The organism is Novosphingobium fuchskuhlense, from assembly GCF_001519075.1.
GTDB classification, from domain to species: domain Bacteria; phylum Pseudomonadota; class Alphaproteobacteria; order Sphingomonadales; family Sphingomonadaceae; genus Novosphingobium; species Novosphingobium fuchskuhlense.
Genome location: NZ_KQ954244.1, coordinates 1,646,186 through 1,667,990, shown reverse-complemented (window position 1 = coordinate 1,667,990; position 21,805 = coordinate 1,646,186). Strand labels below are relative to the sequence as shown.

General features: G+C 67.1%; 20 protein-coding genes. 11 read left to right on the top strand and 9 right to left on the bottom strand.

Annotated features, from left to right (window positions below):
* The 6 genes from AQZ52_RS18860 to AQZ52_RS07825 form a co-directional block, all read left to right on the top strand.
* Positions 1-184 (top strand): hypothetical protein (locus AQZ52_RS18860; RefSeq protein WP_205626422.1); only part of this gene is annotated, 184 nt, incomplete at its 5' end.
* Between the two features lie 39 nt (positions 185-223).
* Positions 224-1,288: a glycosyltransferase family 2 protein gene (locus tag AQZ52_RS07845; RefSeq protein WP_067908157.1), complete on the top strand. Its 1,065-nt coding sequence runs from the start codon at positions 224-226 to the stop codon at positions 1,286-1,288.
* A gap of 2 nt (positions 1,289-1,290) precedes the next feature.
* A complete protein-coding gene (locus AQZ52_RS07840; RefSeq protein WP_067908155.1) occupies positions 1,291-2,814 on the top strand; it encodes an oligosaccharide flippase family protein in 1,524 nt (507 codons plus the stop codon).
* Positions 2,815-2,870: 56 nt separating this feature from the next.
* Positions 2,871-3,797, top strand: coding sequence for an aspartyl protease family protein (locus AQZ52_RS07835; RefSeq protein WP_156424810.1), 927 nt, complete (start codon positions 2,871-2,873; stop codon positions 3,795-3,797).
* Positions 3,798-3,849: 52 nt separating this feature from the next.
* Positions 3,850-5,688, top strand: a complete 1,839-nt coding sequence (locus AQZ52_RS07830; protein ID WP_067909675.1) for an ABCB family ABC transporter ATP-binding protein/permease — start codon at positions 3,850-3,852, stop codon at positions 5,686-5,688.
* A 12-nt stretch (positions 5,689-5,700) separates the two neighbouring features.
* Positions 5,701-6,375, top strand: coding sequence for a hypothetical protein (locus tag AQZ52_RS07825; protein WP_067908151.1), 675 nt, complete (start codon positions 5,701-5,703; stop codon positions 6,373-6,375).
* A 44-nt stretch (positions 6,376-6,419) separates the two neighbouring features.
* On the opposite strand, the gene AQZ52_RS07820 is transcribed toward AQZ52_RS07825, so the two are convergent.
* The gene (locus AQZ52_RS07820) at positions 6,420-6,620 is read right to left on the bottom strand and encodes a DUF1737 domain-containing protein (protein WP_067909672.1); all 201 of its coding nucleotides are present in this window, start codon (positions 6,618-6,620) and stop codon (positions 6,420-6,422) included.
* A 179-nt stretch (positions 6,621-6,799) separates the two neighbouring features.
* On the opposite strand from AQZ52_RS07820, the gene AQZ52_RS07815 reads away from it, so the two are divergent.
* Positions 6,800-8,170, top strand: a complete 1,371-nt coding sequence (locus AQZ52_RS07815) for a peptide MFS transporter (protein WP_067908149.1) — start codon at positions 6,800-6,802, stop codon at positions 8,168-8,170.
* A 9-nt stretch (positions 8,171-8,179) separates the two neighbouring features.
* Here the strand turns inward: AQZ52_RS07815 and hslU are convergent, their stop codons facing one another.
* From hslU to AQZ52_RS07800, 3 genes are read right to left on the bottom strand one after another with little or no spacing between them, the layout of a single operon-like run.
* The gene (gene hslU / locus AQZ52_RS07810; RefSeq protein ID WP_067908145.1) at positions 8,180-9,481 is read right to left on the bottom strand and encodes an ATP-dependent protease ATPase subunit HslU; all 1,302 of its coding nucleotides are present in this window, start codon (positions 9,479-9,481) and stop codon (positions 8,180-8,182) included.
* Between the two features lie 56 nt (positions 9,482-9,537).
* Positions 9,538-10,095: an ATP-dependent protease subunit HslV gene (gene hslV / locus AQZ52_RS07805; RefSeq protein ID WP_067908142.1), complete on the bottom strand. Its 558-nt coding sequence runs from the start codon at positions 10,093-10,095 to the stop codon at positions 9,538-9,540.
* 50 nt (positions 10,096-10,145) lie between these two features.
* Positions 10,146-10,634: an outer membrane protein assembly factor BamE gene (locus tag AQZ52_RS07800; RefSeq protein ID WP_082697728.1), complete on the bottom strand. Its 489-nt coding sequence runs from the start codon at positions 10,632-10,634 to the stop codon at positions 10,146-10,148.
* Positions 10,635-10,853: 219 nt separating this feature from the next.
* On the opposite strand from AQZ52_RS07800, the gene AQZ52_RS07795 reads away from it, so the two are divergent.
* From AQZ52_RS07795 to AQZ52_RS07780, 4 genes are all read left to right on the top strand, one after another.
* Positions 10,854-11,369, top strand: a complete 516-nt coding sequence (locus AQZ52_RS07795; protein ID WP_067908136.1) for a ubiquinol-cytochrome C chaperone family protein — start codon at positions 10,854-10,856, stop codon at positions 11,367-11,369.
* A complete protein-coding gene (locus AQZ52_RS07790) occupies positions 11,366-11,887 on the top strand; it encodes a YceD family protein (protein ID WP_067908133.1) in 522 nt (173 codons plus the stop codon). Before AQZ52_RS07795 ends, AQZ52_RS07790 begins: the two co-directional genes overlap by 4 nt.
* A gap of 4 nt (positions 11,888-11,891) precedes the next feature.
* On the top strand, positions 11,892-13,367 hold the full coding sequence (locus tag AQZ52_RS07785) for an MATE family efflux transporter (protein ID WP_067908130.1): 1,476 nt from the start codon (positions 11,892-11,894) through the stop codon (positions 13,365-13,367).
* A gap of 336 nt (positions 13,368-13,703) precedes the next feature.
* A complete protein-coding gene (locus tag AQZ52_RS07780; RefSeq protein ID WP_067908127.1) occupies positions 13,704-15,272 on the top strand; it encodes a peroxidase family protein in 1,569 nt (522 codons plus the stop codon).
* A gap of 255 nt (positions 15,273-15,527) precedes the next feature.
* Here the strand turns inward: AQZ52_RS07780 and AQZ52_RS07775 are convergent, their stop codons facing one another.
* The 5 genes from AQZ52_RS07775 to AQZ52_RS07755 all read right to left on the bottom strand — a co-directional run bounded on the left by AQZ52_RS07775 (position 15,528) and on the right by AQZ52_RS07755 (position 21,799).
* Positions 15,528-17,264, bottom strand: a complete 1,737-nt coding sequence (locus tag AQZ52_RS07775; protein ID WP_067908125.1) for an ATP-binding protein — start codon at positions 17,262-17,264, stop codon at positions 15,528-15,530.
* Positions 17,265-17,391: 127 nt separating this feature from the next.
* The gene (locus AQZ52_RS07770) at positions 17,392-18,153 is read right to left on the bottom strand and encodes a TIGR02186 family protein (protein ID WP_067908122.1); all 762 of its coding nucleotides are present in this window, start codon (positions 18,151-18,153) and stop codon (positions 17,392-17,394) included.
* Entirely contained in the window at positions 18,150-19,064 is a 915-nt protein-coding gene (locus AQZ52_RS07765; protein WP_067908119.1) for a sulfite exporter TauE/SafE family protein, read from the bottom strand. Before AQZ52_RS07765 ends, AQZ52_RS07770 begins: the two co-directional genes overlap by 4 nt.
* Before the next feature lie 63 nt (positions 19,065-19,127).
* Positions 19,128-20,405, bottom strand: coding sequence for a hypothetical protein (locus AQZ52_RS07760; protein ID WP_067908115.1), 1,278 nt, complete (start codon positions 20,403-20,405; stop codon positions 19,128-19,130).
* 14 nt (positions 20,406-20,419) lie between these two features.
* Positions 20,420-21,799, bottom strand: a complete 1,380-nt coding sequence (locus AQZ52_RS07755; protein ID WP_067908114.1) for a glycosyl transferase family protein — start codon at positions 21,797-21,799, stop codon at positions 20,420-20,422.
* Positions 21,800-21,805: the final 6 nt, after the last annotated feature.

Sequence of the window (21,805 nt, the reverse complement as noted above, 5' to 3'; positions counted from 1 at the left end):
TGGTGGAGCGGCATATATGGAGGGGGTTGTGGCCCGTCAACGGGATTTTGCATTTTTTCTGAAACAAGTCGCAAACCCTCCGGAAACAAGGGGCTTTGCGGATAGTGCGCCAGCGTCCCAAATCGCTGCCGGGCAGAACCATCGCCCGGAATCGAACGAAATCATCTCCGACTCGCTATCGTAAGCAAAGCCTTAAGCGCCTTGAGGCTAGTCCGGATCGGAGATGACCACCGATTCACCCCACGTGCGCCCGCCTGCCCCTGCGGAAGGATCGCCAGGCGCCGGTGATGCCCGCGCGCATGCCGGCCCGTGCGTCAGCGTCATCGTCCCTGCTTACGGTGTCGCCCATCTGCTTGCCGAGGCGCTGACATCGCTCCAGCATCAGACACTCGCGGCCTGGGAATGCATCGTGATCGATGACGGCGCACCCGATGACGTGGCGGGTGCCGTTGCCCCCTTTCTGGCCGATCCGCGCATCCGCTTTCTCGCGACAGCCAATCACGGCGTCTCCACCGCACGCAACACAGCCATCGCGGCAGCCACTGCGCCGCTGGTCGCGCTGCTCGACGGTGACGACCTCTTCCGTCCCGACTACCTAGCGACGGTCGTGCCGATCCTCGAGGCGGATCCCGATGTCCGCCTCGTCACCTGCAATGCGCTCATCTTCGGTGCAGTCGCGCGCCTGCGCACTTGCGTGGAGCGTACCCAGGCCGAAATCGGCACGCTGGCCGATGTGCTCGACCGCTCCTTCAACGTTTATATTGGCACCACCTTCCGCCGGGCGGACTTTGCAGCCATCGGCGGCTTCGATACCCGCATGGCGCAATCGGAAGATTTCGATCTCTGGGTCCGGCTGATGATGCTGGGCGGCAAAGCCCGCTACGTCGATGCCGTGCTGGGTGAGTACCGCGTCCGGCCCGGCAGCGCCTCGGCCAACGCCGGCCGCATGCTGCTCGGCAACATCCGCACTTACGAAAAGGCCCGCGCCGCGCTTCCCGCAGACGCACCGGAGGTGCCGCTGCTGGACCGCCTGCTCGTCGAAAGCCGCGACGCGCTCGCTTTCGAACATGCGATCGACTGCATCGTCGATGGTGATACGCGCCGCGGCCTTGCCGAACTGCGCCGGGCCCGCGGCCAGGTCGCGGGCCTGACCTGGCGGCTGTCGTTCACGCTCTGGCAGCTCTTCCCCGCGCTCGCCCGGCCGATGCTGCGCTGGCGCCGCCGCGCGCACAGCCGCGGCGCCGCCGGCTCCGCGCTCTATCCCAGCTTCCTCGAGACCGAGGGCTGACGATGACCCGCACACAGCGCCTTGTCAGGGAACTTGCCGAACAGCCCCCGGTCATGTCGGTTCGCACCGCCGCCGCCTGGGCCCTCGTTTCGCAATACACGTCCTTCGCGCTCCAGTTCGCCACGAGCATCGTGCTCGCACGCTGGTTCATCTCGCCGGCCGAGCTTGGCCTGTTCTCGATCGCCTTCGCCGCGGTCACGCTCGTCGCGTTCCTGCAGGACTTCGGCGTCACCCGCTATATCAACGGCGAGCGCGAACTGACGGCGGCCAAGCTGCACACCGCCTTCACCATCTCGGTCGTCTTTGCCTGGAGCATCGCGCTTCTGGCGATCCTCGCCTCCGGCGCCATCGCCGCGTTCTATCGCGATCCCGCGATGCGGCCCGTCGCGCTGGTGATCGCCTGCTCCTATCTCCTCGTTCCCTTGGCGATCGTGCCGCAGGCGACCTGCCAGCGGCGCATGGACTACAAGTCCAACACGATGATCGAGGTCGGCTCGGCGCTCGCCAACGCGGCGACCGCGATCACCCTCGGCGTGCTCGGCTATGGCGCGCTGGCGCTCGCCTGGGGCGCTTTTGCCCAGCAAGGCGCTCGGCTGCTCGTCAGCCAGTGGCGCGCCGGGCTGATGCTGCCCTGGCCGCTGCGCATCGCGGGCGCGGCACCGCTGTTCAAGCTCGGCGGCACCAACAGTGCACAGGCGGTCTGCAACTCCGTCACCAGCCGCGCGCCCGAACTCGTTATCGGCCGCCTGATCGATACCATCGCGGTCGGCCTGTTCGCCCGTGCCTCGGGCCTCGCGCTCCAGCTGCGCCTGCTGGTCGCGGGTGCGGTAACCGGCGTGTTCTACCCCGCCTTCCGCCGCGTGCGCGACGCCGGCGAGCCACTCGGGCCGCCTTATCTGCGCGTGGTGGCGGCCTATACCGGGGTGACCTGGCCGGCGATGGCCGGCATCGCGGTCCTTGCCGAGCCGATCATCCACCTGCTCTACGGCACGCGCTGGATCGCCGCGGCACCGCTGCTCGTGTGGGTCGCGCTATCGCAGCTGTGCTATGTGGCGCTGCCGCTCAACGGCGATCTGCCGCTGCTGCTGGACCGGATGCGCAGCCTCATCCGCCGCAACGTGATCGAGACCGCGGCCTCGGTCCTGCTGCTGGCGCTCGCAGCGCCCTTCGGCCTCATCTGGGTCGCCATCTCGCGCTTTGGCCATGGTCTCGTGTTCATGGTGATCTACGCGCCGTTCATGCAGGATATGCTCGGCTTCCGCTGGCGCGATCTGGCGACGATCTATCTGCGCAGCCTCATCGTCACCGCCGCCGCTGTGGCCCCGGCCCTGATCGGCTACCGGCTCCTCGCGCCCCCTGCCGAGGCAGGCGCGCTGCAGATGCTGGGAAGCGCCGGAATGGGCGCGCTGCTCTGGTTCGCCGCCCTGCGCCTTGCCGGACACCCGCTTTTCGCGGAAATCCTCGGCCTCCTCGGCGAGATCGTCGACAGCCTGCGCCAGCGCCGGATCCAGCCGGCAACACCCTGATATCCATAGGCAGGCTCCGCACAAAGGCGTATGACCCTTCCCAGGAGAAGGACGCCATGGGTCTGCTCGCACTCGCATCCACCGGCGCGCTGGCGCTCGCCGCACCGGCACCGCTGCCCCCGGCCGAGACCGGGCCGGGCGGCGTCGACATCGTCAAGGCGGATATCGACCGGCATGACCGGATGACCGTGCCGGTGCGCATCGGCCACGCAGGCGGTTCGGCGGGGCCCTTCGATTTCCTCGTCGATACTGGCGCCGAACGCACCGTGCTCGCCCGTGATATCGCGCAGCGCCTGCGCCTGCCGACCTCGGGCCAGGGTCTGCTCATCGGCATCGCCGGCACCCAGAGCGTTGATCTGGTCGAGATCGACGAGATCAACCTCGGCCGCCGCAGCTTCTACGACCTCACCGCCCCGCTGCTTGAGGGCAGCAACATCGGCGCGGACGGGATCATCGGGCTCGACAGCCTGCAGGACCAGCGCGTCCTCCTCGATTTCGACAGGAAGCGCATGGCCATCGGCGATGCCGCGCAGCTCGGCGGCAGCCGCGGGTTCGAAATCGTCGTCCAGGCCCGCCGCCGCTCCGGCCAGCTCATCATGACCAACGCCGTGATCGACGGCGTGCGCACCGATATCGTGATCGACACCGGCTCCGACACCTCGATCGGCAACCGCGCGCTGCAAAAGGCCCTCGCCAAGCGCCACAAGGGTGAGACGACGCAGCTCCAATCCGTCACCGGGCAGACCATCACGGCCGATATCGCCATGGCCAAGACCCTGAAGCTCGGGACGATGACGATGAGCAATTCGATGCTCGTCTTCGCCGACACCCCCGCCTTCGACAAGCTCGAGATGGTGAAGCGCCCCGCCATGTTCATGGGCATGAACCAGTTGAAGCTCTTCCACCGCGTCGCTATCGATTTTGCGACCAAGCGGATCCTCTTCGATCTGCCGGACAACGCCGAGATCCCGATCCGGTTCTAGCCTGCGTCCGGTTAGCACTGGCGAAACGCGCCAAAGCCCTTATCTGGGAACAATGCCGCCAGATACAGCTTCCAACGATCCCGATGCCCGCCACGATGGCTGGGGCACGCTCCGCCGCTTCCTGCCCTATCTCTGGCCGCGCGATAATCCGGCGCTCAGGGCGCGGATCATCGGTGCCACGGTGCTCATCCTCGCGGCGAAGGCGACCACGCTGGCGCTGCCCTATGCCTACAAGCGCGCCATCGATGCGATGAGCCTGCCGGGCACCGCGCCCGGCTCCATCAGCGGCGCCTATGCCGTCGCGCTCGCCTTCGTGCTGGCCTACGCGCTCGGCCGATTCTCCGGTGTCGCCTTCGACAACTTGCGCAACATCGTGTTCGAACGCGTCGGACAAGATGCCACCCGCGCGCTGGCGGAGGACGTGTTCAGCCGCCTCCACAAGCTGTCGCTGCGCTTCCACCTCGCCCGCCGCACCGGCGAAGTCACCAAGGTGATCGAGCGCGGGACCAAGAGCATCGACGTGATGCTCTATTTTCTGCTGTTCAACATCGCGCCCACGGTCATCGAGCTCGTCGCCGTCGCGATCATCTTCTACGTGAGCTTCGGCTGGCCGCTGGTCGCCGCGACCGCGCTCGCCGTCGTACTCTATGCCTGGACCACGCGCACCATCACCGAATGGCGCAACGCCCTGCGCGAACGCATGAACCGGCTCGACGGGCAGGCAATGGCCCGCGCGGTCGATTCGCTGCTCAACTATGAAACCGTGAAGTACTTCGCCGCCGAAGCGCGCGAGGAAGCCCGCTACGCGCAGGCCACCCGCGCCTATGCCGATGCCGCGGTGAAGAGCGAAAACTCGCTCGGCCTGCTCAACATCGCGCAGGCGCTGATCGTCAACCTGCTCATGGCGGGCGCGATGGCCTATACCGTGTGGGGCTGGGCCAAGGGCCACCTCACCGTCGGCGATGTCGTCTTCGTCAACACCTACCTCACCCAGCTGTTCCGCCCGCTCGACATGCTCGGCATGGTCTACCGCACCATCCGCCAGGGCCTGATCGACATGGCCGCCATGTTCAAGCTGATGGACGAACCGCAGGAAGTGGCCGACGCGCCCGGCGCGCCCGCGCTGGTCATCCGCCAGCCCGCCGTGGTGTTCGACAACGTGACCTTCGGCTATGATCCGGATCGCACGATCCTCCACGGCCTCACGCTCGAAATCGCCGCCGGCAGCAAGGTCGCCATCGTCGGCCCCTCGGGCGCGGGCAAGTCGACCATCGCGCGGCTGCTGTTCCGCTTCTATGATCCGCAAGGCGGGCGCATCCTGATCGACGGGCAGGACATCCGCCTCGTCACGCAGATCTCCTTGCGCGCCGCGCTCGGCATCGTCCCGCAGGATTCGGTGCTGTTCAACGATACCATCGGCTACAACATCGCCTACGGACGTGACGGCGCGGACCTCTCCGATGTCGAGGCCGCCGCCCGCGCCGCCGCGCTCATGCCGCTGATCGAGCGCCTGCCCAAGGGCTTCGAAACCGAAGTCGGCGAACGCGGCCTCAAGCTCTCGGGCGGCGAGAAGCAGCGCGTCGCCATCGCGCGCACCCTCGTCAAGAACCCGCCCATCGTGCTCTTCGATGAGGCCACCAGCGCGCTCGACACCCGCACCGAGCAGGACATCCTCTCGACTATGCGCGGCCTTGCCGAGCAGCGCACAACGATCTCGATCGCGCACCGCCTTTCGACCATCGCCGATTCGGACCGCATCTTCGTGCTCGATCAGGGCCGCCTCGTCGAAAGCGGCGGCCACCTCGAACTCCTGCGCCGCGACGGCCTCTACGCCGAAATGTGGAACCGCCAGGCCGCCGAACAGGGCGACCTCAGCGAAGCGGCGGAGTAAGGCGGCGGGGCGATGCTCACCCTCGCCCTGCTCCTTTCCGCCACGCAGGCCGACCCGCCGCCGCCACCGCCTCCCGCACCGGTTCCCTGCGCCGATGCGGGAGGCCTCCTCCCCGGCTCGGGCCTGTGCCGCGCCGAGGCCCTCGCCCGCCTGCCACGCGGCCCGTGGGCACCGCTTGAGGGCTGCGATGTGGCCGCGCAGGAAGTGCAACTGACCGGCGGGCGCTGGCTGCTCTATGCCGCCCAGCGCTGCGGCGAGAAGGCCGCACGCCTCGCCGTGACCCCGCAGCAGGGCGGCGCCCTCGTGCTGCGCTATGCCGAAGCCGCCCGCAATACCGAACTCGTCGGCCGCAAGGCGCTCGCCATCGCCATCGGGAGGCCGGCGGCGGAACATCTCGCCGTCTACACGCTCGCCTCCGCCGGCCTGCCGCAGCCGCAGGCCCGGCGCTGCGCGCTGCGCACACCGCCGTCAGCCGGCTATCCGCGGGATGCTTTCGTCTACGATCTCGCCGCCGACGAATCCCGCCGCAGCGCCGCGCTCGATCTGCCATGCGGCCCCTACGGCCGCTCCGCGTGGCCCGGCAGCTACTGGCGCCTCTTCTCAGGGATCGGCGTGTTCTACCTGTCCGCAGGCGATCGTCCCGAATTCGATCCGGCAAGTCTCACGGTCTACACCCCGCAAACCTGAACCTGCTCCGCAATCGCCGCGCGGACAAAAGCCGAAGCGGTCCTTTACTTCACCACGTCGGCCTCGTGCCACACCACCGCCTGCGCGGCCTTCATGCAGCCGGCCTCTTCGTCCCAGGTGATCGTGGGCGATCCATAAAGCCGCCAGCCCTGCTCCAGCGCCTCGGAGACGCGCTCGCAAAAGGCGCGGTCATCCTTGCCGGTGAGGAGTCGGTAGATCGGGCGATCTTCAGGGGTCGTGTACATGACTGACATATAGAGCAAGGCCGTCCGCCCTGCATCACCATTCCTTGCCCACCGGGAAACCTTGCCCCCCCGGGAAGCCTTGCCCCCCGGGAAGCCTTGCCCCCCGGGAAGCCTTGCCCCCCGGGAAGCCTTGCAAAGCGTGGTGGTTCGTTCACCCTGCGCGGGCAGCGGGGGAAATCATGACGGATCAGGCACTACCACAGCGCAGCGATGAACTGTTCGGCCAGCCCAAAGGTCTGTGGGTTCTAGCCGGCACCGAGCTGTGGGACCGCATCTCGTTCCACGGCATGGTCGCGATGCTGGTGCTCTACATGACCGGCGACTTGCTGCTCGATCCTGCGCGCGTCGCCACCGTCATCGGCTTCCCGGCTTTCCGTGCCTTTCTCGAGGCCACCTCGGGCCCGCTCGGCCCACAGGCGCTCGCACTCCAGACCTTCGGCTACTACTACGCCTGCGTCACCGGCCTGCCCCTGCTCGGCGGCTGGATCGGCGACCGGGTCGCGGGCCGCAAGCTCGCGGTGGGTGGCGGCGCGGCGATGATGACCGCGGGCCACTTCGCGCTCGCCTTCGATCGCACCTTCCTCATCGCGCTCGTGCTCCTCATGTGCGGTGCGGGCTTGCTGCGCGGCAATCTCTCGGCGCAGGTCAAGTCGCTCTACGCCGATGGAGACCCGCGCGAGGTCAACGCCTTCCAGTACTACTACCTCGGCATCAATTTCGGCGCCGCCGCCGCGCCCATCCTCAGCGGCAGCGTTGCCGCGATCTGGGGCTGGCACGCAGGCTTTGCCGTCGCCGGTTTCGGCATGCTGATCGGCCTCATGGTCTATCTCGGCGGCCAACGCTGGCTCCCGGCCGAACAGCAGCGCGCGCCTGCCGTCTCCGGCAAGCGCCCGCCCCTCACCGCATCAGAGCGCCGCCGCGTGCTCGGCCTCCTCGCGATCTGGCCGCTCGTCGTCTGCTACTGGACCGCGCAGGCGCAGATCTGGAACGTCTACAACATCTGGCTGCGCGATACGGTGAACCTCGATGTCGGCGGCTTTAGCGTCCCTGTTCCGTGGTTCCAGTCGCTCGATGGCCTCGCGCCTGGTCTTTTCATCCCGGTCGTACTGTGGATCTGGGCCCTGCAGGCGAGGCGCGGACGCGAACCCGACGTCCTCACCAAGCTCGCCATCGGCAGCATTATCTTCGGCCTCAGCGTGGGCCTGCTCGCCGCAGGACCGCTGCTCGCCAACGCACAGGGACGCGCGCCCATCGCGCTCCCGCTACTCTTCCACGTCACCTCGAATTTCGGCGCGATGTACTACGCGCCCGTCATCATGGGGCTCTACGGCACCCGCGCCCCGCAATCCTTGCGCGGCACGCTCGTCGGCATCTGCATGCTCGCCACCGCCGCCGGCAGCGTGCTCAGCGGCTGGATGGGCGGCCTCTACGAAAGCCTCGGCCCCGCCCCGTTCTGGCTGATCAACGCCGCGATCTGCACCGGCGCCGGCCTCGGCATCCTGATCGGCGCGCCGGTCCTCAACCGCCTGCTCGCGCAGGATGAGGGCTAGGGTTGGGCCCTAGAGAATATACTTCGAAAGATCCGCGTTCCCCGCCAGCCCCGCCAGACGCTCGCTGACATAGGCCGCGTCCACGGTCACCGTCGTACCGCGCCGGTCCTCGGCCTCGAAGCTCACCTCTTCCAGCAGCTTCTCCATCACCGTCTGCAGCCGCCGCGCGCCGATGTTCTCGACCGTCTCGTTCACTTGCGCCGCCGTCTTCGCCACCGCGCGGATCGCATCCTCGGTGAAGTCCACCGTCACTTCTTCGGTCGCCAGCAGCGCACGGTACTGCTCCACCAGATTGGCCCGCGTCGAGCTGAGGATGTGCACGAAGTCATCCTCCGAAAGCGCCGCCAGCTCCACCCGGATCGGCAGGCGCCCCTGCAATTCGGGCAGCATGTCACTGGGCTTGGCCACATGGAACGCGCCCGAGGCGATGAACAGCACGTGGTCGGTCTTCATCGGGCCATACTTCGTGGCCACCGTGGTACCCTCGATCAAGGGCAGCAGATCGCGCTGCACGCCCTCGCGGCTCACCGAACCGCCGCGCACGTCGCTCACCGCGATCTTGTCGATCTCGTCGATGAACACGATGCCGTTGGTCTCGGCACTGATCAGCGCCGCACGCGCGACATCGTCCTGATCCATGCGCTTCTCGGCCTCTTCATCGACCAGCTTGTCCCACGCATCGGCCACGCGCAGCTTGCGCCGCTTCAGCGGCTTCTGACCGAAGGCCTTGCCCATCATCTCGGAGAGGTTGATCATGCCGATCCCGCCCTGCATCCCCGGAATCTCCATGGACTTGGCGGGCGCGTCCTCCACCTCGATCTCGACCTCGACGTCGTTCATCGAACCTTCGGTGATCCGCTGGCGGAAGCTCTCGCGCGTCGCCTCGCTCGCGCCGTCGCCCACCAGCGCCTTCAGCAGCCGGTCCATCGCCGCCTTGCTTGCCGCCTCGCGCACCGCCTCGCGGCGGCGCTCCTTTTCCAGCCGCACCGCTTCTTCCACCAGATCGCGCGCGATCTGCTCCACATCGCGGCCGACATAGCCGACCTCGGTGAACTTGGTCGCCTCGACCTTCACGAACGGCGCATCCGCCAGCTTCGCCAGCCGCCGGCTGATCTCGGTCTTGCCGCAGCCCGTCGGCCCGATCATCAGGATGTTCTTGGGGCTCACCTCGTCGCGCAGCTCGGCGGGCAGACGCTGCCGCCGCCAGCGGTTGCGCAGGGCCACGGCCACCGCACGCTTGGCATCGGCCTGGCCGACAATATGCGCGTCCAGCGCGGCGACAATGGCCTTGGGGGTAAGGGTATCGGTCATGGAATCTCTCACTCCACTCCCGCTTGCGGGAGGGGTCGGGGGTGGGTCAGCGGCGCTCAGATTTCTTCCAGCGTCACGCGGTCATTGGTGAAGACGCAGACTTCCGCCGCCACCTGCATCGCGCGGCGGGCGATCTTTTCGGCATCGTCCTCGTATGGGTCGAGCGCCCGCGCCGCCGCCAGCGCATAGTTGCCGCCCGAACCGATCGCGGCGATTCCGCCCTCCGGCTCCAGCACATCGCCGTTGCCCGTCAGGATCAGCATCGTCTCGGCGTCCGCGACGATCATCAGGGCTTCGAGATTGCGCAGATACTTGTCGGTCCGCCAGTCCTTGGCGAGCTCCACCGCAGCGCGCATCAGCTGGCCCCGATGCTGCTCCAGCTTGCGCTCCAGCCGCTCGAACAGGGTAAAGGCATCGGCGGTCGCGCCGGCAAAACCGGCAATCACCTTGCCCTCGCCAATGCGCCGCACCTTGCGCGCATTGGGTTTCATCACGGTGTTGCCCATGGAAACCTGCCCGTCACCGGCGATGACGGTGCGGCCGTTTTTCTTGACGCCGATGATCGTGGTGCCGTGCCACTGCACGAGCCCGTGGGCTGAAAGTCTGTCGTTCATGCACCCGATATGGGGCGCACGAAGATGGGTTCAAGCGTCAGCCGGAACCCTCAGCTCCCGTTCGGACCCGAACCAGCCGGTCCGCCGCCCGGGCCCTGCCCGCCCGGCACCGCGCCGACCGAACCGATATTGCCGAACAGGTCCTCGAAGAAGCTGCGCGTGCGGCCCAGCGTCGGGGTCTTGTGGCTGTCGGGATTCAGCGCGACGACCTTTTCCATGCCGCGCCGCTCCACGCTGGCAACATTGCCCTTTTGGTCGAAGCTCACCATCAGCACGTTCTGCGCTTTGGCCTCGGGGCGCTTGAACGGGCGCTGGCGCGTGTCGATCGAGACGTAGTACCAGATCTGTTTGCCGAACTCGCTCTTGAAGGTCGGCTGGCCCAGCGCGCGCTCCACCGATGTGCGGTTGTCGATGCCCGGCTGCACCGAACCCGTCAGCGCCGGATCGATCAGATAGCCGCGGTGATCCTTGATGCTGGCGCAGCCGCCGGCCATGAGCGCCAGCAGCGTCAGCGCCGATGCCGCTCCCAGTTGCTTCATCCGGAGACCCTTGATCCGGCCATACTCACGCATCTGTCACTCCGAAGTCTTCGCTTTGCCGGCGCCGTGCCCGATCGGGGCGTTTGCCAATTGGCCCGCGCACCCTATATCGCCGCTTATCGCCACGTGCCTTACGGTGCACGGCGCGTTACTGCAATGGCGCACGGGCGCTTTCCCCGCCCTGAACCGCCCGGCCTGCCAAGAAGGACAACCACACCCATGTCGTTCCTCGCCCGATTGTTCGGTGCCCGCCACGATGATCGCGATAGCGTGCGCGAGCTGTGGCACCGCACGGTCGCCATTGCACGCGAGCCGGAATGGTACCGGACGTGCGGCGTGGCGGATACGCTGGCCGGCCGGTTCGACATGATCACGCTGGTGCTCAGCCTCGTCATGCTGCGCATGGAGCACGAGGAAGCGCTGATCGGCCCCTCCGCCCGCCTGACCGAGCTATTCGTCGAAGACATGGACGGCCAGCTGCGCGAACAGGGCGTCGGCGATGTCGTCGTCGGCAAGCATATCGGCAAGCTCATGGGCACGCTCGGCGGACGCCTCGGCGCCTACCGCACCGGCCTTGCCGAAGGCGAAGCAGCGATGGCCGAGGCGGTGCGCCGCAATGTCACGCTGCAATCCGGGGCCGATCCGCTGTTGGTGGCCCAGCGCGCCCGCGCCTTCGCTGCAGGCCTCGCGCTCGTCCCGGGCTTCCGCGTGCTGGCGGGAGAAATCGGGCGATGAGCGTGCCCGCGCCCGAATACGCCTACCCGGTCGACCTGCGCCAGATCACCGATATCCCGCTTGTCCTCGTGCCCGATGAGGCTGCGCGCCGCCGCCTTGCGGGCCGCTTCGGGATCACCGCCATTCCCGCGATGCAGGCCACCATCCAGCTGGTGCGCGAAGGCGAACGCGTGACCGCCACCGGCCGCCTCGTCGCCGATGTGATCCAGGCCTGCCGCGTCTCGGCCGAAGACTTCCCGGTGCATATCGACGAGCCCGTCCACATGCGCTTCGTGCCCCCCATCGGTGCGATCACGCCGGACGAGGAACTCGAGCTCACCGCCGACGACCTTGACGAGATCGAATACGAAGGCACCGCCTTCGATCTGGGCGAGGCCCTCGCCCAGACCCTCGCGCTCGCCATCGATCCCTTCGCGGAAGGCCCGAACGCCGACGCTTTCCGCGCCGAACATGGCCTCGACGGCGAAGCCCTCACCGGGCCCTTCGCCGCGCTCGCCGCCTTGAAAAAACAGGACTGACCCCATGACAGAGCGCGGCCCCCAGCGCGGCTCCCACAGCAGCAAGGGCCAGGGCCACCGCGACCTCACCAAAGGCCCGATCCTTTCCACCCTGCTGATCTTTTCCGCGCCCACGCTCGCCTCGAACATTCTTCAGGCGCTCAACGGCTCGGTCAATTCGGTATGGGTAGGCCGGCTGCTGGGCGATTCCGCCCTCGCTGCCACGGCCAATGCCAACGTCGTGATGTTCCTTGTCTTCGCCGCCGTGTTCGGCTTCGGCATGGCCGCCACGGTCAAGGTCGGGCAGGCCTTCGGTGCGGGGCAGGTCGATGCGGCGCGCCGCACCTTCGGCACCGCCATAGGCCTGTGCGTGGGGCTCAGCCTCGTGCTCGCCCCGCTCGGCTGGGTGCTGACCCCGCATCTTCTGCACGCGATGCGCACCCCGCCCGAAATCTTCGGCTACGCGCTCACCTACCTGCGCCTGATCTTCGTCGCGATGCCGGCTTCCACGATCACCGTCATCGTCGGCATGGGCCTGCGCGGCGCCGGGGACGCGCAGACCTCGCTGCGGTTCATGGTCGTCTCGGTCGTGCTCGATATCGCGCTCAATCCGCTGCTGATCGCGGGGCTGGGCCCGATCCCGCCGCTCGGCATCGCCGGGTCCGCAGTGGCCACCGCCATCGCTGCCTATGTCTCGATGATCGGCCTCGTCCTCTACGTCTACGCGCGCAATCTGCCGCTGCGGCTGCGCAGGCGCGAGCTTGCCTATCTCATCCCGCACCCGGCAGAGCTGCGCTACATCCTCGTCAAGGGCCTGCCGATGGGCGCGCAGATGCTCATGATCTCCGCCTCGGGCCTTATCATGATCGGCCTCGTCAACCAGGAAGGCGCGATGATCAGCGCCGCCTATGGCGCCTCGCTGCAAGTGTGGACCTACCTCCAGATGCCCGCGATGGCGATTTCCGCCGCGCTCAGCGCCATGGCCGCGCAGACCATCGGCGCGGGGCTGGCAGACCGCCTCGGCAAGATTACCCGCGCGGGCCTCATCCTCAACATCACCATCACCGGCACGCTCACGCTCCTCCTCCTCGCGTTCGACCGCCCGGTGCTCAGCCTGTTCCTCGGCCCCACCAGCCCCTCGGTCGATGCGGCGCGCCACATCCAGTTCCTCGCGAGCTGGAGCTACGTCCTCTTCGGCATGACCATCGTGCTCTTCGGCACGATGCGGGCGGGCGGGGTCGTCCTCGCCCCGATCATCGTCCTCGGCATCGCGATGTACCCCGTCCGCCTCGGCTTCTATGCAGCGGCCTACCCCGCCCTTGGCCCCGATGCGATCTGGCTGTCCTTCCCCGTCGGCTCTGCCGCCGCCGTCCTCATGGCAACCATGGCCTACCGCCGCCCCGGCTGGCGCCAGAAGGCCCGCGTGGTCGATCAGGACGAATGCAGCGAGGAAACCCACGCCGACGGAGAGTGCGACGGGCGGATGGCGCCGGCGCTCTAGGGCGCGCTGCGGAGCCTCGAACCCGGCTTGTGCCCTGTGGTCTCGCCGCGAAGGCGCCACCACGCGTGTTCCCGATCCGGAAAAACGCCATGGTCACCATCTTTTGCAGAGATCATGCCAAGTATGACAAATCCAATTACCTTGTCGCAACACATTCGGATAATTGTTGTCATATAATAGAGATTAGTTCCGATAATTTCCAATTTGGCCAAAAAATACATCTGGGAAAACTCGACGCCCTCTGGAGCATAGGATAAAATATAGTGTCGACTCGGCTGGCGTAGATAGTGCTTGAGCGACGTGGGGTTGCGCCGATTTTACAAGCGGAGAACCATCATGTCAGTAAATTCGTCAAGTCGTTTTCATGGCGGCGTGCGCGGCGCTGAATTGTCGCGCGGATCACTTCTGTTTGGCGGACCGTTCGGCCGGATGTTCCGGGCCCTGCCACCGGCCGATTTCGGTACGGACGATATTCAAAGCGAAGCCGCACTCAAGGTGCTTGCCGCCAAAATGCTCGCGATTCATGAGGATTCCAAGAACGGCCCCGATCCGGAAGAAAGCGGCATATCGGCAGTCTATACATATCTCGGCCAATTCATCGATCACGACCTGACATTCGACCCGGCGAGTTCGCTTCAGAAGCAGAACGATCCCGATGCTCTCGTCGATTATCGCACACCCCGGTTCGATCTCGACAATGTCTATGGGCGCGGGCCTGACGATCAGCCCTATCTGTTTGAAGATGGGAAGCACTTCATACTCGGCAAGCCTCTGAACCCGACTGGCACCAACACCGATCCGCATGATCTGCCACGAAGCGTTCCGCACACGCCTGGTGCCCAGCATCGCGCGATCATCGGTGATCCACGCAATGACGAAAATACCATCGTGTCACAGCTTCAGGGCTTGTTCCTGAAGTTTCACAACAAGATGGTCGACACGCTCGGCGGTGACTTCGCCGCCGCCCAGCGCGAGGTCCGCTTCCATTACCAATGGATCATTCTAAACGATTTCCTGCCAACGCTCATCGATGCCGATGTTCTTGCCGAGGTGCTCCCCCACATCAAGGCGGGTACGGATGTGGTGCGCGATCCGCCGAGGCTGCGCTTCTACAAAGCGCGCGACGAGGCCTACATGCCGCTCGAGTTCGCAGCAGCCGCCTATCGCTTCGGCCACTCGATGGTGAGGCCCGAATATCAGCTCAACCTCGATCTCGATGCCCCCTTCCCGATCTTTGCCGGCAGCGCGGAACCCGGTACCTTGCGGGGTTTCCGCGCCCTTCCAAAAAATCATGCCATCGATTGGCGTCTGTTCGTCGATCTCGAGCCGCTGGGCTGGGGCGACGCGGCGGACCAGAACAATCCGAACACCAAGAAGCGCACACAGCGCGCCTACAAGATCGATACGTCCCTGGTGAACCCGCTTGGCAACCTGCCTCCCGACATTGCCGCCGATCCCAGCGCGCTCGCCCTGCGCAATCTTGAACGGGGTTGGCGCATGCGTTTGCCGAGCGGGCAGGCCGTTGCGAAGGCGATGGGCATCAAGCCGCTTGCCGACAGCGATATCCTGATCGGTAAGTTCACGGGGGATCCCGCCGACACGCTCGTCCCCATCGATCATGCGGACTTCAAAGGCGCCTTTGTCGGCAACTGTCCGCTCTGGACCTATGTCCTCGCCGAAACGATCGAGAAGCAGATCACGATCGAGACGACGGAGGGTGTGAAGCAGCAGACGGCCCGCCTGCTGGGCGAAGTCGGCGGCCGCATCGTGGCTGAAACGATGGTCGGCATCCTGCTGGCTGACAGCAGCTCGTTCCTCGCACAGGATCCGCGCTGGACACCGATGCCCGCTTTGACCGAGGCAGGCGTGTTTGGTGTGCGGGAACTGATCAAGGCCGCTCTTTGATCGAAGCGGAGCCGGGTTGCCATGGCAACCGTGTCATCCCGGCTGCTTCGCACGCAAGGGCTGTGCGCCGAGCCGTGCTGTCCTACAGCGCCGCGCTGCGGTATGCGTTTCAACAGCTCTTCGGACTGGGTGAAACCGGCAAGGCTCTGCCGCGTCGGGCGAAAATGAAGCCTGGATTGGGGGCCTGCGCATTTCAGCCCAGGACCGTGTCAACTGTGTCAACTTGTGCCGGATCGGGACTCGCCAGCCCCGCCCTTACCGCGATTGCGCGCGCCAGCGCTGCACGGTGCGCTCCACGGCCATTTCCTCGCCGCCGGTCCGGCCCCACAGTTCGGAGAACGACGGGTCGGCCGAGGCCGGGCGCAGGCCCTGCGCCAGTTCATCGAACGAAACGCGGATCGGGATCGAGACGCCTTCGCCGCAAATGATGCATTCGCGGTTGCGCAGGGCGGGAATCGAATCAAGAAAGCCGCGCGCGCCTTCGGGCATCGCCGCCTTCACGAAGGCCTGGTCGCGTTCGTTGTTGAGGCGCATCGCGATGATCGTGCCGCACTGGCTCAGCACGCCTTCGGCAAGGTCGGAGGGACGCTGCGTGATAAGGCCCAGCGAAACGCCGTACTTGCGGCCTTCCTTGGCGATGCGTGAGAGGATGCGGCCGACCGACGAGCCATCCGAATTGCGCTCGGCCGGCACGTAGCGGTGCGCTTCCTCGCAGACCAGCAGAATCGGTCGCGTTTCCTCGTCGCGCGACCAGATCGCATAGTCGAACACGAGGCGCGAAAGCACCGCGACCACGGTCGAGGTGATTTCGGAAGGCACGCCCGAGACGTCGATGATCGAGATCGGCTTGCCGTGCGAGGGCAGGCGGAACACGCGGCCGATGAATTCGGCCATCGTATCGCCCACCAGCATGCCGGAGAACATGAACTGGTAGCGCGGATCGCTGCGCAGTTCCTCGATCTTGGTCTTGATGCGCTGATAGGGCACCGAGGTGTGGCCCTTGTCGAGCTTGCCCATCTCGTTGTTGAGGATGTTGAGCAGCTCGGAAAGCAGATAGGGGATCGGCGAATCGACGGTGATCTTGCCGATCTGTTCGGCCAGCCGGTTCTTGTGCCGGGCCTGGAGCAGGCACTTGCCCAGAATGTCCGCGTCGATCTGGCGGTCGGTGCCGGTCGAGGTGAGAAACACCTCGCAGTGTTCCTCGAAGTTCATCAGCCAGTAGGGCATGTTGAGGTTCGAGACGTCGAGCAGCTGGCCGGTGTTGCGGAAGGCCTGCATATATTCGCCGTGCGGGTCGATCATCACGATGTGACCCTCGGGCGCCAGCTCGCAGATGCGGTGCAGAATAAGCGCTGCGCTGGTCGATTTGCCGGTACCGGTCGAACCCAGCAGCGCGAAATGCTTGCCCAGCAGCGCGTCGACATAGAGCCCAGCGCGGATGTCGCGGGTCGGGAACACCGTGCCGATGGTCACGTTGGTGCGCCCGTCGCTGGCGTAGATCTGGCGAAGATCGGTGCTGGTCGCGGGATAGATCGGCGAACCCGGCACCGGATAGCGCGTCACACCGCGGCGGAAGCCATAGATCTTGCCGGTCAGGCGCTCCTCGTCGCCTTCGCCGAGGAAGTCGACCTGCGCGATGATCACGCCGTCGTGGCCCGCGGTCATGTCCTGCCGCTGGGTGCGCACGCTGGCGAGCAGCCACCCGTTGCCGACGCGGATCTTGAGCTGGCTGCCGACCTGGCCCGCGAGCGAGATCGACGGGTCGGCATCGGCCATGCATTCCTCGAGCCGGCCGAGATCGAGCGCGATCGAGCTGCCCGAGCCGGACACATCGAGGACATAGCCGATGGGGCGGCGCGAATTGTCCGCCGGTGCCCCGCGCGGCGCGGCGCGGGTGTCGGTCGGCACGGCCGGTCGCGCACCGTCGGCCGCGAGGTCGGCGGACGTCGCCCGGCCGGCACTCTCGAGGCCATTGATGCTCATATCGCTCATTGACACCTGATCCCCGCCTGCAACGGCTTCGCGTAGGTAGGACCTAACCTTCGACGGTTAAAAACTGGCTAATCATGCGGCTGGGATATTGTTCGCCGGCCGCTTGCGCACCGCGCTTCGCTCCCGATCATACCAGAGCAAACAGCCGGCCCGCGATCCAGCCCATCGAGATCGAGACAATCACGGCAAACAGGCCATAGAAGAAACCATTGCGCTGGGCGTTGTCCGCCACCACCCGCTCGAAGCCTTCCTTGCGCACCGTCACGCGCGAGAGGGCGGAGGCGACCACCCGCCCGTCGCGCACGGCAAATGTTTCGGCGGTGTAGGTCCCGGTCTGCACGCTCGAAGGCAGCGCGATGCGGGCCTGGTAGAGCACCTGCCCGCTGATCTTCACCGCGTTCTCGTTCTCCTGATAGAGACCCTGCCGCCGCATGAGATCGACGAGCCCTTCGGAAAAGCGCTTCTGGCCAGCCGGATCGATCACCCCCACCGGCGATAGCTGAAGCCACTTGAGGCCCATCTCGTAGATCGCGGCCGTCTTGGCATCCACAAGGCTGGCGATCGGGCGCGACGAGGCGAGCGCGTAGAAGCTCGGTGCCGAGCGGAATTCGGTGCTGTCGGCATTGACCCAGATGCCTGCCACCTTGCGCTTCTCGCGCACCACGATCGAGCGGACCGGCCCCTCGAGCAGGACGACGATGTCATAGTCGCCCGCCGCGCGCGCACCCTCCGGGGTCAGGATCGCGCCGAACAGGAGGAGGTCGGCCCCCGTGAAGCCCTGCCGCACCTGGATCTCGTGCTGCGAGATTTCCGGCACGAGAATCGGATCGCGCGCGCCCGCGCAAAGGAACAGCGCCAGCAGCAGGGCAATCAGGCGACCGGCTCTCATTGCACGATCACCGTGAAGATCTCGTCCGGACGGTAGCCGAGCCCCAGCGCCATGCGGATCGCCACCCCCAGCACGATCACCGCCAGGATCAGCCGGAGATGCTCGGGCTTGGCCTTCTGCGCGAACTGCGCGCCCACCTGCGCACCTGTCACCGATCCTATCAGCAGCAGCACCGCCAGCACGATGTCGACCGCCCGCGTGGTCAGCGCGTGCATCATCGTCGTCGCCATCGTCACGAACAGGATCTGGAACAGCGACGTGCCCACCACCACGCCTGCCCCCATGCCGAGGATGTAGAGCATCGCCGGCACGAGGATGAAGCCGCCGCCGATGCCCATCAGCATCGTCAGCACGCCCGTGAACACGCCCAGCAGCAGCGGCGCGAGCGGGGAGATGTAGAGGCCGGAGCGATAGAACCGCCAGCGTAGCGGCAGGCTGGCGACGAGCGGATGGTGCCGGCGCTTGCGGGGCGGCTGCGGCTTGCCGCTGCGTTCGGCCCTGAGCGCGCCGAGGCTTTCATGCGCCATCAACCCGCCGATCCCGCCCAGCATCAGCACATAGAGGATGTTGATCACCGTATCGATCTGGCCAAGCGCCTGCAGCAGGCGGAACAGCAGTGCGCCGAGCCCGGTCCCGATAACGCCGCCCGCCACCAGCACTGCGCCCATCTGATAGTCGATCCCGCCGCGCCGGGCGTGGGCGAAGGCCCCCGAAACGCTGGCACCGGTAACCTGGCTGGCCGCCGACGCCGCCGCCACGGTCGGCGGCACGCCGTAGAAGATGAGCAGCGGCGTGGTCAGAAACCCGCCGCCGACCCCGAACATGCCAGAAAGCAGCCCCGTCAGCCCTCCCAGCAGGACGATGACGAGGCCGTTGACCGAAAGATTCGCGATGGGGAGATAGACATCCATCCTGCCCGTGAGGCTAGCCGCTCCCGCCGCACTTGGGAACGCTCGCGCGCGGGTTTTTGCCCATCAGAATCCCGCAGCCACCGTCAGCGCCGGGCCCGAACCCGGCTCGGCCCGGCCCGCCACGCGAAAGCGCCAGTCGACCCCCACCCGAACGCCGATCCGGCGCGCGGCCGGCCCCAGTTGGCTGCGCAGTTCGATCCTCGGCCCCACGTCGAGCCGCGCAGCACCGCGCTGCCCCCCGCTCCACGCGCCGCCCCCCGCGTTCAGCTGCAGGCCCGGTAGCGGCGCGATCACACGACGCTGCACGGTGATCGCGAGATCATAGAACGCGGTCGCATCGCGACCGCCGGCCCAACCGGCCTGGCCATAGGCTTCTGCTTGCGCCGAAAAGGGCATGCGCAGCGGTGGCAGTTCGGTCACCGCCATGACAACCGGCCGTGGACGCGCGGGCCCGCCCTGATCCTGCAGCCGCGCCTCGCCCATCAGCGCCAGCGGCAGCGCCCGCAGCGGCCGCACTGCCAACCCCACTGCGGCCTCGTTCTCGCGGACACGGCCGCCGACCGCGCCAGAGGCCCTGAGGTAGGCTTGCGGGCGCCACGCGCCGCTCGGTGCCAGCGCATAGCGAAGCACCGCGCCGGCCTGGCTGCCGCCATAGGACGCCGCGCCGCTCGCCAACGCGGGCGCAAGATCGCCGCCACGCAGAAACAGCCAGCCATCGGCGGACCAGCGCGTCTGATTGCTCCAGCGGGGCTGTTCGGCCTGGCGGGGCCGGGCCTGTGCCTGCGCGCTTTCGCTGGCAAGCGGTGCGACAGCTTCCCGCGGCGGCGGGTCCGCACGATAGGCCGGGCGCGGCGGCGCGAAAGCAGCGGGCCCAGCCTCTTCCGGCTGATGCGGTGCGCCTTGCAAATACGCAGCCCAGGGCGAATGCGCCGCCGCGGCCTGCCCGCCCCAGCGATCCGGAGGCAAGGCCAGCAGGCTCTCCACGGGCGCGAGGTAGTCCGCCAGCAGAACCCTGGGCCCTGTCCGTCCCTGGCCGCTCCCGCTGCGGCGCGGCAGATAGGGAACCGCCAGCGTTGCGATCCCGGCGCTGTGGTCGTGCGGCCCTGCCGGTGCCTCCTTGCGCACGGCAGGGTGCGCGCCATGCGCGGGAGCCGTGCGCTGCGGCGGCACCTGCGCCACCACCCGGGGCAGCACTGCAGCCGCCGGCCGGCCCTGCGGCTCCAGACCGATGATCGTCGCCCGCACGGCGATCCACGCCGCGAGGATCATCACCAGCGCGATGACCGGTTGGCCGGGCGGAGGCCTCCTGCCGCACTCGGTCGCGCTTGCGTGCGGGATCATGGCGGAGACCGGGATCAGCGGACTGCGACGAGCGCGGGGTGGCTCAGGTGGACAGTGTGGTCCCAGTTCACCCGTCCGCTGTGGAGCGAGGCGAGATAGGCCGAGAGCGCGCGGCGGCCAGCCATGATCGCGATCACGTTGGCCAGCGGCATCCGCAGCACCGCCATGATCCCTTCGCTCAGCGAATACTCGTGCGCCGTGAACGCCGCGCGCAGCAGGCAGCGCCACCCGAGCGCCGCAAAATTGATCACCAGCAGCAGCCGCAGCAGCGGATCGATCGGCTGCGGGTGATAGGCCCCCAGTTCGCTGGCGATGAACAGCAGCGGGGAAATGATCAGCAGCAGATAGGCGGAGGCCAGCACGATCGCGGTCAGCGGGGCACGCCGATCGCGCAGCCGCATCCACAACTCGAGCGGGCGCGCATCCCAGCCGAGGCGGTCCCATCCCTGAAACGCGATGCCGTGCATCCAGCGCGTCTTCTGCCGCACCGAGGAGCCGAGACCTGCCGGAAAGAACTCGCGCGTCGCGACCAACCGCCCTTGTGCATCGCGCATACGCACGAACCGGGCCGAACCGCCGATCTGGCCAACCAGCAGGCCGCACTCGTAATCCTCGGTCAGGCACTCGGCGGCAAACGGCGCGGCTGCGCCGCGCTGCGCCGCGATGGCTTCCAGCGAGGCGCGCGAAAAGGCGCAGCCGACTCCGGCAGAGGGCAGCCCGACCCTCAGCCAGTCGCGCACCACCATGGCCTTGCCGTGCGATTCGGCGAATTCGTCGCAGTAGTGCCCGGCAATCCAGCGCGAGCCCGCCTGGGGTTCGGGCCGCACCGGCAGCTGCACGAAATCGGCCTCATCAAGCCCGCGGTCGAGCAGCGCGAGCGCGGCCGGATGCACCATGTCCTCCGCATCGTGCAGGATCACGCTGCGGGCACGAAAACCGCCGCGCGTCTCGTCCTCGATCAGCGCCGCGTAGAGCCGGTTCAGACAATCGGCCTTGGTCGTCGGGCCGGCGCAATCGTGCACCACGATCCGCAGCCGCGGATCGTGGGCCGCGGCCAGCATCGCGGTCAAAGTTGCCGTGTCGTTGCGATAGCAGCCGGCATAGATGCGCAGGTCCGACTGGGGCCAGGCCTTGAGCGTGTGGGTGAGCATCGCGCCCACCACCGCGGCTTCCTGCCAGGCCGGCACCAGCACGGCTGCAACGCCGCGCAAGGGCGCATCGCTGTCGGCGGGGGCAACGCCGGTGCGCACCCGGCCAGTCAGCCGCAACCAGAGCCAGAGCAGGTCGATGCCAAGTTCATCGAGGGAGCCCACCGCGAACCATATCGCGGCGAAGAGGAGGAGCTCATGCTCGGCACGGCCGAGCCACTCCAATGCCGTGTGAAACGGCGTCATCTACTT